A 12,762-nucleotide genomic window follows, 5' to 3' on the forward strand; every position below is an offset into this window, starting at 1 on the left:
TACAGACAGGACAGAACAGTGACGGCAACATAAAAGACGAGAGCAGCAGAACAGGAAGGGAGCAGAATATCATGATTAAAGAAGCAATTTTAAAACTGGCAGGAAGAGAAAATTTAACCTATGCGGAAGCGTATCAGGTGATGGACGAAATTATGAGCGGGGAGGCAAGCAATGTTCAGATGAGTTCCTATCTCACGGCTATGAGCCTGAAGGGGGAGACCATTGACGAGATTACGGCATCGGCGGCAGGTATGAGAGAACACTGCGTAAAACTGCTGCACAATGTGGATGCCCTGGAAATCGTAGGAACCGGAGGGGACGGAGCCAATTCATTTAACATCTCCACCACATCCGCACTGGTAATCGCGGCAGCAGGCGTACCGGTTGCAAAGCACGGAAACAGAGCGGCATCCAGCAGATGCGGGGCTGCAGACGTACTGGAGGCACTGGGCGTAAAAATTACGATTCCCCCGGAAAAAAGTGCAGAGCTTCTGGAGAAAATCGGGATCTGCTTTCTGTTTGCGCAGAATTATCACATTGCCATGAAATATGTGGCGCCGGTCAGAAAAGAACTGGGGATCAGAACCATTTTTAATATCCTCGGCCCGCTTGCCAATCCGGCAGGCGCTAATATGGAAGTCATGGGAGTCTATGAGGAGGCTCTTGTAGAACCTCTTGCCAGAGTGCTGGAAAAACTGGGGGTTAAAAACGCCATGGTAGTGTACGGGCAGGATAAGCTGGATGAGATTTCAATGAGTGCCCCTACAACGGTATGTGAGATTAAAAACGGAGAATTTCACTCCTATGTAATCACACCGGAACAGTTTGGGTTTACCTCCTGCGATAAAACCGAACTTCAAGGCGGAACACCTCAGGAAAATGCAGAGATTACAAGAGCAGTCTTAAGCGGCAGAGAAAAAGGGCCCAAACGCAGTGCCGTGCTGCTTAATGCCGGTGCAGCCCTGTATGTGGCCGGCAGGGCGGAAACACTTGAGGAAGGAGTAAAGCTCGCACAGGAAGCCATAGACAGCGGAAAAGCACAGGAAAAATTAGAACAGTTTATCCGATATTCAAATGAAGAAATATAAGGCAGGAGAAAGATGATATTAGAAGAAATTGCAGCCAGAACCAGAGTAAGAATAGAAGAAAGAAAAAAAGAAATTCCAGAAAACGTGATCAGGGAGAGGGCATACCAGAAAGCAGAGGCAGATAAAGAAAAATACGGCGGAGTTTTTTCGTTTCCCTTTGAGGGGGCCCTAAAGCAGGAGGGAATGTCATTTATCTGTGAAGTAAAAAAGGCTTCCCCATCAAAAGGTGTGATAGCAGAACAATTTCCCTATATAGAAATTGCAGAGGATTACGAGAAGGCCGGTGCCGCTGCTTTATCGGTACTGACAGAACCGTTTTATTTTCAGGGGAGCAATGAATATCTTAAGGCGATTGCCGCAAGTGTACGGATCCCCATTTTGCGGAAAGATTTTACCATAGATGCCTATATGCTTTACGAGGCCAAATGCATGGGAGCTTCGGCAGTACTTCTGATCTGTGCAATCCTGGATGACGGGGAACTTCGTGAATATATCCGGATAGCAGATAAACTGGGAATGTCGGCGCTTGTGGAAGCACATACAGAGGAAGAAGTCAAAAGAGCCCTGCAGTGCGGCGCAAGAATCGTTGGAGTAAACAACCGGGACCTGAAGACCTTCCGGGTAGATATCCATACAAGCAGGCGGCTGCGCTCCCTGGTGCCCGGTGAGGTACTCTACGTATCCGAAAGCGGAATAAAAACAGCAGGGGACGTCCAGTGCCTGAGGGAAAACGGAACCGATGCAGTACTGATCGGCGAGACACTTATGCGTTGCTCAGACAAAAAGAAAATGTTGGATGAGTTGAAAGGGGTCAGACCCCTTTGCACTCCATTTTCAGAATATTCTCAAGATTTGTCATCCGGGGAGGCTTTATGAAGATTAAGATATGTGGTTTGAGCAGGACAGAGGACATTGAAGCGGTGAACGAAGTGCAGCCGGATTATATCGGGTTCGTGTTCGCACAGGGTAGTAAAAGATATGTGACACCCCGGCAGGCTGCCGTACTGAAGAGCCGGCTATCGCCGGGGATTACGGCGGTGGGAGTGTTTGTGGATGACTCACTGGAACGGATCCTGCAGCTGGTATATCAGCAGGTGATAGATGTTGTCCAGCTCCATGGAAATGAAAATGTGGAATTTGCCAAAGAGCTGAAGTGCCGCTTTGACGTGCCGGTCGTGAAGGCGGTCTCTATGACGAAGGATACCTTTAAGGAAGAGCTCAGGCTATGGGAGCACAGCTGTGCGGATTATCTGCTGCTCGACAGCGGCGGAGGCGGAACCGGCACACGATTTGATTACGGGAGAATCACAAACCCTGCCAGACCCTTTTTCCTGGCCGGGGGACTGACCCCGGAAAATGTGGCGGAAGCGGCCCGGCAGGTGCAGCCTTATGCGGTAGATATAAGCAGTGGTGTGGAGACAGACGGGAAAAAAGACAGAGATAAAATAAAAGAAGCGGTCAGGAGGATTCGAGATGTCGAAAGGAAGATACGGTGAATTCGGAGGTCAGTATATCTCCGAAACATTAATGAATGAGTTGATTCAGCTGGAGGAACAGTACGAATACTATAAAAAGGATGCAGAATTCCAACGGGAACTGAAGCAGCTGTTAAATGAATACGCGGGGCGCCCGTCCCTTCTATATTATGCAGGGAAGATGACGGAGGAGCTTGGCGGAGCCAAAATCTATCTGAAGAGAGAAGATCTGAACCATACAGGTTCACACAAGATTAATAATGTGCTGGGGCAGGTTCTGCTTGCGAAAAAGATGGGAAAGACCAGGGTAATCGCGGAAACCGGGGCAGGACAGCATGGCGTGGCAACAGCGACGGCTGCGGCCCTTCTCGGAATGGAATGCGAAGTCTTTATGGGAAAGGAAGATACCGACAGGCAGGCACTGAATGTATATAGAATGGAGCTGTTGGGTGCAAAAGTTCATGCGGTAACGACCGGTACACAGACACTGAAAGACGCGGTGAATGCAACCATGCGGGAATGGTCGAACAGGGTATCGGACACCCATTATGTACTGGGCTCCGTTATGGGGCCGCATCCGTTTCCCATGATCGTGCGGGACTTCCAGAGCGTTATCAGTCAGGAGGCGCGGCAGCAGATTCTGGAAGCCGAGGGAAAACTGCCATCTGCAGTGCTGGCCTGCGTGGGCGGCGGAAGCAATGCCATGGGCATGTTTTACCATTTTATTGAGGATGAAAATGTAAGACTGATCGGCTGCGAGGCGGCAGGAAGAGGAATTGACACAGACCAGCATGCGGCAACCATGGCCAAAGGAACCCTGGGAGTCTTTCACGGCATGAAATCATATTTCTGCCAGGATGCATATGGACAGATTGCACCGGTATATTCCATTTCTGCAGGTCTGGATTATCCCGGAATCGGACCGGAACATGCATATTTACGGGATTCGGGCCGCGCGGAGTATGAGCCGGTAACAGACGATGAGGCGGTAGAAGCGTTTGAGTATCTGGCAAGAACAGAGGGGATTATCTGTGCCATAGAGAGTGCACATGCCGTAGCCCATGCCAGAAAAATTGCACCGAAGATGGGGAAAGACGAGAACATTATCATCTGCCTGTCCGGAAGAGGTGATAAAGATGTAGCGGCCATTGCAAGATATAAGGGGGTAGATATTCATGAGTAAAATAGCAGATGCATTTGCAAAGGGAAAGGCATTTATTGCATTCTTAACGGCAGGAGATCCTTCCGGGGAGAAAACAGCAGAATATATTCTGGCAATGGAGGAAGCCGGGGCAGATCTGGTAGAGATCGGGATTCCATTTTCCGATCCGACCGCTGAGGGCGTTGTAATTCAGGAGGCCAATATCAGAGCGCTGAATGGTAAGATGACGACAGACGGTGTGTTTGATATTGTAAAAGCAGTAAGAGAAAAAAGCCAGATACCACTGGTTTTCATGACCTACCTGAATCCGGTATTTCACTATGGATACGAAGCATTTTTCCGGAAATGTGAGACACTGGGGGTAGATGGAATTATAATCCCGGATCTGCCCTATGAGGAAAAAGAAGAAATGTCAGATATTGCAGAAAAGCATGGTGTAGATATCATCTCCATGATCGCGCCGACATCCAGACAGCGCATCCAGACGATTGCAAAAGACGCGAAAGGTTTTCTGTACGTTGTATCCTCCATGGGAGTAACAGGAGTGAGAAATAACATCGAGACAGACATTGTGTCTATGATCTCTTCTATCCGGGAGGTAACCGATACTCCGGCGGCCGTAGGTTTCGGAATCAGCACACCAAAGCAGGCCGGAGCGATAGCAGAGGTATCAGACGGTGCGATTGTGGGAAGCGCCATTGTAAAGATAATTGAAACGTACGGTGACGATGCGGCCGAAGCCCTAAAAACGTATGTCACTGAGATGAAGAATGCAGTACACAGCTGCTGAGCACTGCATTCCAAAGCACTCGATGCTCTTTGGGTCTATATCTTTATAGAAGAAACAGTTCCAGAAGTTCACTGATCCGGGAGATTCTTACTTCCGCGGCGGGAACATTGCCGAAGCCGTATTCCGCAAAAATAAAAGGGATACCGGCTTCCTGGCAGGCATCGTAATCACCCTGAGTGTCTCCCACATAGACCACATCTTCCAGCCGTCTGCGCTCCATCAGGGTCCGGATCGTCTGTCCCTTAGAGGTCAGGGTATCACCAAAGCAGAGATGGTCCTGTACAGCAGCTTCGAGTCCTGTTGTCTTTAAAAAGACTTCAATATAACCGCACTGGCAGTTGCTGACAATGAAAAGCCGGGTGCTCTGGGAAAGCTTCTGCAGGGTTTCCCGGACACCTTCGTATAAGATACCGGGTTTCGTCTCGAGAAGCCGGTTTTCATATTCAAAGCAGATCTCTCCCAGTTTTTGCTGTTCTTCCTTAGATAAGGAAGGAAAAACTGCATCATATATTTCATCCATCGGTTTTCCGAAAAGATTCTTCAGCATCAGGGCATCTATTCTGACATCCAGGTCAGAATGTTCGGCAATGGCCTGATTCCAGGACTCTGCAACTGAATTGGTTGAGTTCCATAAAGTTCCGTCTACATCAAAAATAATTCCATCCATTTTCTGTACTCCTTACATCGCAAACAATCAATAGTCGTTTTTATGATGTTACTGTGCGCACCCTCTGTGTGTGCACAGTAACGGCATCTGCCCATTTAAAGTCGTCTTCGGCGAGGGGCGGATGCCCCGAGACCGTCACCTTATTGGCTCCGATGCCGTGCAGCGGAGTGCACGGCACGGTCTGAACAGTATCTTTATGATATCATAAAAATGGCCTTTTAAAAAGAAAGATTTTAGTGTATACTCTAATATGATATAAATTATGGCAAAACCTATACCTGTAGGGATGGCGCCGTTTGATGCAAAATACGGCCTGATTTCTGCGGTTTAAGAGTCTATGCAATATCAACCAGGATGTGGAGAATAAATCATGAATAAAAAAATCGTATTAATAGATGGCCACAGTATTTTAAACAGGGCGTTCTATGGAGTACCGGATCTGACGAATTCAGAGGGGCTTCATACGAACGCTATTTATGGGTTTTTAAACATTATGTTTAAAATTCTGGATGAAGAAAAGCCAGAATATCTGACCGTAACATTTGATGTGCATGCACCAACGTTCCGGCATGAGATGTATGCGGATTATAAGGGAACCAGAAAGCCGATGGCAGAAGAACTGAGGCAGCAGGTACCGGTGATTAAGGAAGTTCTGCAGGCCATGAACATCGAGATTATTGAGCAGGCAGGCCTGGAGGCGGATGACCTGCTGGGAACAATTTCACATATCTGTGAAGAAAAAGGGATGGATGTTGCCATCATATCCGGAGATAGGGATACACTGCAGCTCGCTACGGAACACGTTAAAATACGCATTCCCAAGACAAAACAGGGCCGGACGGAAGTAGAGGATTATTACGCAGCAGACGTAAAAGAAAAGTACGGAGTTACCCCCACGGAATTTATTGACGTCAAAGCGCTGATGGGTGATGCTTCGGATAACATCCCGGGAGTTCCGGGGGTGGGAGAGAAAACCGCCACCAAGATTATCGTAGAGTATGGGACCATAGAGAATGCCTATGCCCATGCAGAGGAGATCAAGCCCCCGCGGGCCAGCAAGAACCTGCAGGAGTACTGGGATCAGGCGTGTATGAGTAAGACGCTTGCCACCATCAATACCCATGCGGATATTGCATTTAATCTGGAAGCGGCGGAACATGGGAATCCTTATACAAAGGAAGCACATGATTACTTCCAGAGGCTGCAGTTTAAAAACCTGCTGAGCCGGTTTGATGTAGAGACCTCTGCCAATAAAGTGGAATCCCATTTTAAGGAAATTACAGATAAAAAGGAAGCAGAAAAAATATTAAAAGAGGCATCCCAGGCAGAATGTGTAGGAGCCGTTATCACAGAAGATGCAGGAAATGTGCTGCCTCTGTTTGCGCATCCGTCAGGATACGGAAGAGTGAGCATTGCATATGGACCGGAGCAGATCTATTCCATTCTCTGCGATACCAATATGGATATAGAATATCTCTTTGGAAAATTAACGGAAATAGCAGGAAGCGTAAAGACATTTGCCATGTTCGACCTGAAAAAATACCTGCCCCATGTGAAGGCACCGGATCAGGAGAAGTGCTTTGACGTGACAGTAGCCGCCTATCTCCTGAACCCTCTGAAAAATAATTATGACTATGAGGACGTGGCCAGGGAACAGCTGGGGCTGATGATTGATGAAAAAGCAGATGTCATGACCAAAGCCTGTTATGAAGCATACACTGCATTCGCAGCAGTAAAACCTCTGAGAGATAAGATGCAGGCAGAAGGAATGTACCATCTGTTTACAGATATAGAGATGCCGCTTGTTTTTACCCTGTTCGATATGGAGCAGGCAGGAATTCAGGTGGAGGCGGAAGCATTAAAGTTTTATGGAGAACAGCTGGGCGGAAGGATCGTAGAACTGGAGAAGGAAATCTATGAGATGGCAGGGGAGACCTTCAACATCAACTCTCCGAAACAGCTGGGAGTTGTCCTGTTTGACCATATGCAGCTTCCAAATGGCAAAAAGACGAAGACTGGATATTCAACGGCCGCCGATGTGCTGGACAAGCTGGCACCGGATTATCCGGTAGTGGAGAAGATTCTGGAGTACAGACAGCTGACCAAGCTGAAGTCTACCTATGCGGACGGGCTTGCCGTCTACATTGGGGCAGACGGAAGGATCCACGGAAAGTTCAATCAGACGATCACGGCGACCGGCCGGATCAGCAGCACGGAGCCGAACCTTCAGAACATACCTGTGAGGATGGAACTGGGACGGCTGATTAGAAAAGTATTTGTGCCAAAAGAAGGCTATGTCTTTATTGATGCGGATTACTCACAGATTGAGCTGAGGATACTGGCGCACTGCTCCGGGGATGAACAGCTCATTCAGGCATATAAAGATGCGAGGGATATCCACCGGATGACGGCATCACAGGTATTCCACACCCCGTTCGAGGAAGTAACGGAACTGCAGCGGCGCAATGCAAAAGCAGTCAACTTTGGGATCGTATACGGGATCAGCTCTTTCGGGCTAAGCCAGGATTTGAGCATCACAAGGAAGGAAGCGGCACAGTATATTGAAAATTATTTCGAGACTTATCCGGGAATCAAGCGTTTTCTGGATGATACGGTGGCTCATGCAAAGGAAGAAGGATATGTAGTGACGCTTTTCGGACGAAGAAGACCGGTGCCCGAACTGAAATCCAGTAACTTTATGCAGCGGAACTTTGGGGAGAGGGTGGCAATGAATGCTCCGATCCAGGGATCTGCCGCAGATATCATGAAGATTGCAATGATCGGTGTAAACCGGGAGCTGAAGGAAAAAGGACTCCGGTCCAGGATGATCCTGCAGGTGCACGATGAGCTGCTGATAGAGGCACATCGGGAGGAAATCGGGGAAGTGCAGGAGATACTGAAGCGGCAGATGGAGCAGGCAGCGGATCTGGATGTTCCTTTGATTGTAGACATGCATACAGGCGAAAACTGGTACGAGGCTAAATAGGGCCCGCACAAGAAGAGGAACGAATCATGAAAGTACTGGGAATTACAGGCGGTGTAGGTTCTGGAAAAAGTAAGGTCCTGCGTTTCCTTGAGGAAGAGTATGGTGCGGTAGTCTGCCAGCTGGATGAGGTGGCAAAAGAGCTTCAGAAAAATGGCGGAAGCTGCTATAAGAAGATTGTAGAACTGTTCGGTACAGATGTTGTGGGGCCGGATGGTGAGCTGGACCGTGGCCATCTGGCTGCCCTGATTTTTCAGGACGAAAAAAAGCGGAAGCAGATCAATGAGATCGTCCACCCGGAAGTGAAAAAATGGGTGAAACAAGATATAGAAGAGATGAAAAGCCGGAAAGTGCCGCTGTATGTAATAGAAGCGGCACTTCTGCCGGAGGCGGGATATGAGGATATATGCGGGGAAATGTGGTATATTTATGCCGCAGCAAGCGTTAGAAGAGAACGTCTGAAGCGTTCCAGAGGGTACTCCGATGAGAAGATTACCCGGATGATGGAAGCCCAGTCCCCGGAACGGGTATTTCGAAGCGCATGCCAGGCTGTGATAGACAACAGCGGGACATTTGACAATACAAAGAAGCAAATAGGAGAACGATTATGAGGTTATGCAGCATTGCCAGCGGCAGCAGCGGCAACTGTATCTATGTGGGAAGCGATCATACGCACCTGCTTGTAGATACAGGAATCAGCAAGAAAAAGATTGATGCAGGGCTTAAGGAGCTGGAAATCAAAGGAGAGGAACTGGACGGGATTCTGATCACCCATGAGCATTCAGACCACATCCAGGGGCTGGGAGTTTTCAGCCGGAAATATGAGGTGCCCATTTATGCAACACCGGGCACGATAGAGGGAATAGAAAATTATGCCCCGCTGGGAAAGATGCCGGAAGGACTTCTGCATCCGATACATACAGACGAAAGCTTTATGCTGGGGGACATTATGATTGATCCGTTCCGGATCTCACACGATGCCAGGGAGCCGTCAGGATACCGGATGAATTGCGGCGGCAAAGCGGTGGCAGTGGCTACGGATCTGGGAATCTATGATGATTACACGGTAGAGAAACTGAAAGATCTGGATGCGGTGCTTCTGGAGGCGAATCACGACATACATATGCTGGAAGTAGGTTCCTATCCTTATTATCTGAAACGGAGGGTAATGGGAGATAAGGGACATTTATCCAACGAATTGTCAGGACGGCTTCTATGTGATATACTACATGATAATTTGAAACACATTCTGCTGGGACATCTCAGCAAGGAAAACAACTATGCAAAGCTGGCATATGAGACGGTGAAGCTGGAGGTTACCTTAAGCGACTGTGCTTATAAGGGTGAGGAACTCAATATGGCTGTTGCAAGAAGAGATATGATATCAGAGATCATTACAGTTTAGACAATCAGGAGGATGAGAAGATGAAAAAATGTATCGTAACAGTGCTGGGACAGGACACTGTAGGAATTATTGCAAAGGTTTGTACATATCTGGCGGAGAATAAGATTAATATCCTGGATATTTCACAGACAATTATCCAGGGATATTTTAATATGATGATGATCGTGGATGTGAGCAGTCTGGAAAAAGACTTTAAGCTGGTCTGCGATGAACTGGATAAACTGGGAGAAGAGATCGGAGTGAATATCCGCTGCCAGAGAGAAGAGATTTTTGAGAAAATGCACAGGCTGTAAGAGAGAAGCGTGAGGATAGAAGGCGAGGATAAGTACTATGATTAATATGTATGAAGTATCAGAAACCAATAAAATGATTGAGCATGAGAATCTGGATGTCCGTACAATCACGCTGGGAATCAGCCTGCTGGACTGTATTGATTCAAATCTGGAGGAGCTGAACCGCAAGATTTACGACAAGATTACAACAGTCGCGGCCAGGCTGGTTTCTACAGGAAGTGATATTGAAAAAGAATTCGGGATACCGATTGTAAATAAACGGATTTCGATTACGCCGATTGCCCTGGTAGGAGGGGCCGCATGCAAATCCCCGGAGGATTTCGTGACGATTGCCAGGACTCTGGACAGAGCGGCAAAAGAGGTTGGCGTGAATTTTATCGGCGGATATTCAGCCCTTGTATCAAAAGCAATGACTAAGAGTGATGAGAATCTGATCCGTTCGATTCCACAGGCTCTGGCAGAGACAGAGAGAATCTGCAGTTCTGTCAATGTGGGCTCTACAAAGACTGGAATCAACATGGATGCCGTGCGTCTTTGCGGTGAGATTGTCAAGGCAACTGCCGAGGCAACAAAAGACAATGATTCCCTGGGCTGTGCAAAGCTTGTTATCTTCTGCAATGCACCGGATGATAACCCGTTTATGGCGGGCGCATTCCTGGGAGTGACTGAAGCGGATGCAGTGATCAATGTAGGAGTCAGTGGACCCGGAGTGGTAAAAAAGGCCCTGGAAAAAGTGCGCGGTAAGGGGTTTGAGGAACTTTGTGAGACCATCAAGAAGACGGCATTTAAGGTTACCCGTGTGGGACAGCTTGTTGCCGGAGAGGCTTCTAAAAGGCTGGGTGTTCCGTTCGGTATCGTGGATCTGTCACTGGCGCCGACACCGGCCGTGGGAGACAGCGTGGCAGAGATTCTGGAAGAAATCGGTCTGGAGCGTGTAGGAGCCCCGGGGACAACGGCAGCTCTGGCATTGCTCAATGACCAGGTGAAAAAGGGCGGTGTCATGGCCTCCTCTTATGTGGGCGGCTTGAGCGGCGCATTTATTCCGGTCAGCGAAGACCAGGGAATGATAGATGCTGTAATCGCAGGATCCCTGACACTTGAAAAACTGGAGGCAATGACCTGTGTATGTTCCGTAGGCCTGGATATGATCGCAATTCCAGGGAAGACCAGCGCCAGCACCATTTCCGGAATTATCGCCGACGAGATGGCAATCGGTATGGTAAATCAGAAGACAACAGCAGTGCGTCTAATTCCGGTTATCGGCAAAGACGTGGGAGAAACAGCGGAATTCGGCGGCCTGCTCGGTTATGCACCGATTATGCCGGTCAACGAGTTTGGATGCGAGGCATTCGTTGGGCGTAAAGGAAGAATCCCGGCTCCAATCCACAGTTTCAAAAACTAAAACAGGGGAAATGTTTATGAAGAAAATTGCAATTGTAACGGACAGTAACAGCGGAATTACGCAGAAACAGGGGAAAGAGATGGGGATCTCAGTGGTGCCTATGCCGTTTTTTATAGATGAAAAGCTTTTCCTGGAAGATATAACACTGTCACAGGAGGAATTCTACAGAAAATTGGGAGAGGACTCCGATATTTCTACTTCCCAGCCGTCGCCCGGAGAGGTTCTGGAACTTTGGGACAAACTGCTTGAGGAGTATGACGAGGTCGTGCATATTCCGATGTCCAGCGGGCTGAGCAGCAGCTGCGAAACTGCTGTGACACTTTCAGCGGACTATGACGGCAGAGTGCAGGTTGTGGACAACCAGAGGATATCTGTCACTCAGGTGCAGTCTGTTCTGGATGCAATAGAGCTGAGAAACGCCGGCAAATCGGCTGCTGAGATCAAAGAAATTCTGGAAAACGAAAAGATGGAGGCCAGCATCTACATCACAGTAGATACGCTGAAATACCTGAAAAAGGGTGGCAGAATCACTCCGGCAGCAGCCGCCCTCGGTACCGTGCTGAATCTGAAGCCCGTTTTGCAGATTCAGGGAGAAAAACTGGACGCCTTCGCAAAAGTGCGTGGATGGAAAGCCGCAAAGCGCACGATGCTTGGAGCCATCGAAAAAGACCTGAAAGAAAGATTTGCCGGCCGGGAAGACCAGATGGTCCTTGGAATGGCATATACATGCGGCCCTGAAGAGGCAGAGGAATGGAAAAAAGAAATCCAGGAAAGATTTCCGGGATATCAGATCGTGGAGGGACCGCTGTCACTCAGCGTTGCCTGTCATATTGGACCGGGTGCGATGGCTGTTACCTGTATGAAGAGAGTTTAGGGGGAGGTCGCTCCGGGGAATGCGTGCCGGGAGGTTCCGGGGGATGCACATGCCGGTTGGGATGCGGACCCGCTTATTAAGGGATTCTAAAAGGAAAAAGGCAGAAAATACGGACACGGCTGACACAGCACGGGAAATTTGATAATTTCCCGCGCTGGGTCAGCCAAAAACATGATTCGGAATCATGTTTTTGTCCGTATTTTCTGCCTTTTTCCTTTAAGAATCCCTAAATGCGCTCTTACGCATCCCCAACCGGCATGTGCATCCCCCGGAACCTCCCGGCACGCATTCCCCGGAGCTGGGCGCATCCAGGCGGGAGACCGGCGGACTTTATACGAAGGTAAATGGGGAGGATGAGAGGGGACGGGGATGGGAGAAGAGGACATAGCACTAACTATTTGTAATACTTCCGAGGCGTAAAACCTGTGCGTAGCTCATATAAATACGCTGCTCCCGTCCAGCTGCCAGCGCTGGCCAAGGGATCCGTCCTACCGACAGGATGCGCCCAGCGGTGTTGAGGGACAGGCGGGGAGGCGTGTATATGCTGTTTGAAAAATGCTAGAGTGCATCTTACGAATTCTTGGAAGGAACCAGGCCGGTAACAGGGGAGAATCCGTGATTCC

Annotated in this window: 12 protein-coding genes; 11 read left to right on the forward strand and 1 reads right to left on the reverse strand. The window is 48.7% G+C overall.

Annotated elements, in window-relative coordinates:
* The first annotated feature begins 71 nt into the window (after positions 1 to 71).
* From trpD to trpA, 5 genes are read left to right on the forward strand one after another with little or no spacing between them, the layout of a single operon-like run.
* Positions 72 to 1,088, forward strand: a complete 1,017-nt coding sequence (trpD, locus tag HMPREF0240_RS20685) for an anthranilate phosphoribosyltransferase (RefSeq protein WP_009005354.1) — start codon at positions 72 to 74, stop codon at positions 1,086 to 1,088.
* Positions 1,089 to 1,100: 12 nt separating this feature from the next.
* Positions 1,101 to 1,964, forward strand: coding sequence for an indole-3-glycerol phosphate synthase TrpC (trpC, locus tag HMPREF0240_RS20690; protein WP_009005355.1), 864 nt, complete (start codon positions 1,101 to 1,103; stop codon positions 1,962 to 1,964).
* Complete coding sequence (locus tag HMPREF0240_RS20695) at positions 1,961 to 2,584, forward strand: phosphoribosylanthranilate isomerase (protein WP_035314414.1); 624 nt, start codon at positions 1,961 to 1,963, stop codon at positions 2,582 to 2,584. The genes trpC and HMPREF0240_RS20695 overlap by 4 nt, the downstream gene beginning before the upstream one ends.
* Positions 2,562 to 3,746: a tryptophan synthase subunit beta gene (gene trpB / locus HMPREF0240_RS20700; protein ID WP_035314417.1), complete on the forward strand. Its 1,185-nt coding sequence runs from the start codon at positions 2,562 to 2,564 to the stop codon at positions 3,744 to 3,746. Before HMPREF0240_RS20695 ends, trpB begins: the two co-directional genes overlap by 23 nt.
* Positions 3,739 to 4,515, forward strand: coding sequence for a tryptophan synthase subunit alpha (trpA, locus tag HMPREF0240_RS20705; RefSeq protein WP_009005356.1), 777 nt, complete (start codon positions 3,739 to 3,741; stop codon positions 4,513 to 4,515). The genes trpB and trpA overlap by 8 nt, the downstream gene beginning before the upstream one ends.
* Before the next feature lie 43 nt (positions 4,516 to 4,558).
* On the opposite strand, the gene HMPREF0240_RS20710 is transcribed toward trpA, so the two are convergent.
* Positions 4,559 to 5,182, reverse strand: a complete 624-nt coding sequence (locus HMPREF0240_RS20710) for an HAD family hydrolase (RefSeq protein ID WP_009005357.1) — start codon at positions 5,180 to 5,182, stop codon at positions 4,559 to 4,561.
* Between the two features lie 370 nt (positions 5,183 to 5,552).
* Between HMPREF0240_RS20710 and polA the strand changes: the two genes are divergently transcribed.
* From polA to HMPREF0240_RS20740, 6 genes are read left to right on the forward strand one after another with little or no spacing between them, the layout of a single operon-like run.
* A complete protein-coding gene (polA, locus tag HMPREF0240_RS20715) occupies positions 5,553 to 8,168 on the forward strand; it encodes a DNA polymerase I (RefSeq protein ID WP_009005358.1) in 2,616 nt (871 codons plus the stop codon).
* A 26-nt stretch (positions 8,169 to 8,194) separates the two neighbouring features.
* The gene (gene coaE, locus HMPREF0240_RS20720) at positions 8,195 to 8,776 is read left to right on the forward strand and encodes a dephospho-CoA kinase (protein WP_009005359.1); all 582 of its coding nucleotides are present in this window, start codon (positions 8,195 to 8,197) and stop codon (positions 8,774 to 8,776) included.
* Entirely contained in the window at positions 8,773 to 9,570 is a 798-nt protein-coding gene (locus tag HMPREF0240_RS20725) for an MBL fold metallo-hydrolase (RefSeq protein WP_009005360.1), read from the forward strand. The genes coaE and HMPREF0240_RS20725 overlap by 4 nt, the downstream gene beginning before the upstream one ends.
* 20 nt (positions 9,571 to 9,590) lie before the next feature.
* Positions 9,591 to 9,863, forward strand: coding sequence for an ACT domain-containing protein (locus tag HMPREF0240_RS20730; protein ID WP_009005361.1), 273 nt, complete (start codon positions 9,591 to 9,593; stop codon positions 9,861 to 9,863).
* 37 nt (positions 9,864 to 9,900) lie between these two features.
* The gene (locus HMPREF0240_RS20735) at positions 9,901 to 11,265 is read left to right on the forward strand and encodes a PFL family protein (protein WP_009005362.1); all 1,365 of its coding nucleotides are present in this window, start codon (positions 9,901 to 9,903) and stop codon (positions 11,263 to 11,265) included.
* A gap of 16 nt (positions 11,266 to 11,281) precedes the next feature.
* Positions 11,282 to 12,139 (forward strand): DegV family protein, encoded by an 858-nt coding sequence (locus tag HMPREF0240_RS20740; protein WP_009005363.1) that lies wholly within the window; start codon positions 11,282 to 11,284, stop codon positions 12,137 to 12,139.
* Positions 12,140 to 12,762 lie beyond the last annotated feature (623 nt).

The sequence above is a fragment of the Clostridium sp. D5 genome (genome assembly GCF_000190355.1).
GTDB lineage: Bacteria > Bacillota > Clostridia > Lachnospirales > Lachnospiraceae > Faecalicatena > Faecalicatena fissicatena_A.

Coding starts and splice junctions, on each gene's coding strand:
- HMPREF0240_RS20710 (WP_009005357.1), bottom strand. CDS start 5,182: ATGGATGGAATTATTTTTGATGTAGACGGAACTTTATGGAACTCAACC.
- trpA (WP_009005356.1), top strand. CDS start 3,739: ATGAGTAAAATAGCAGATGCATTTGCAAAGGGAAAGGCATTTATTGCA.
- HMPREF0240_RS20695 (WP_035314414.1), top strand. CDS start 1,961: ATGAAGATTAAGATATGTGGTTTGAGCAGGACAGAGGACATTGAAGCG.
- polA (WP_009005358.1), top strand. CDS start 5,553: ATGAATAAAAAAATCGTATTAATAGATGGCCACAGTATTTTAAACAGG.
- HMPREF0240_RS20740 (WP_009005363.1), top strand. CDS start 11,282: ATGAAGAAAATTGCAATTGTAACGGACAGTAACAGCGGAATTACGCAG.
- trpB (WP_035314417.1), top strand. CDS start 2,562: ATGTCGAAAGGAAGATACGGTGAATTCGGAGGTCAGTATATCTCCGAA.
- HMPREF0240_RS20730 (WP_009005361.1), top strand. CDS start 9,591: ATGAAAAAATGTATCGTAACAGTGCTGGGACAGGACACTGTAGGAATT.
- coaE (WP_009005359.1), top strand. CDS start 8,195: ATGAAAGTACTGGGAATTACAGGCGGTGTAGGTTCTGGAAAAAGTAAG.
- trpC (WP_009005355.1), top strand. CDS start 1,101: ATGATATTAGAAGAAATTGCAGCCAGAACCAGAGTAAGAATAGAAGAA.
- HMPREF0240_RS20725 (WP_009005360.1), top strand. CDS start 8,773: ATGAGGTTATGCAGCATTGCCAGCGGCAGCAGCGGCAACTGTATCTAT.
- HMPREF0240_RS20735 (WP_009005362.1), top strand. CDS start 9,901: ATGATTAATATGTATGAAGTATCAGAAACCAATAAAATGATTGAGCAT.
- trpD (WP_009005354.1), top strand. CDS start 72: ATGATTAAAGAAGCAATTTTAAAACTGGCAGGAAGAGAAAATTTAACC.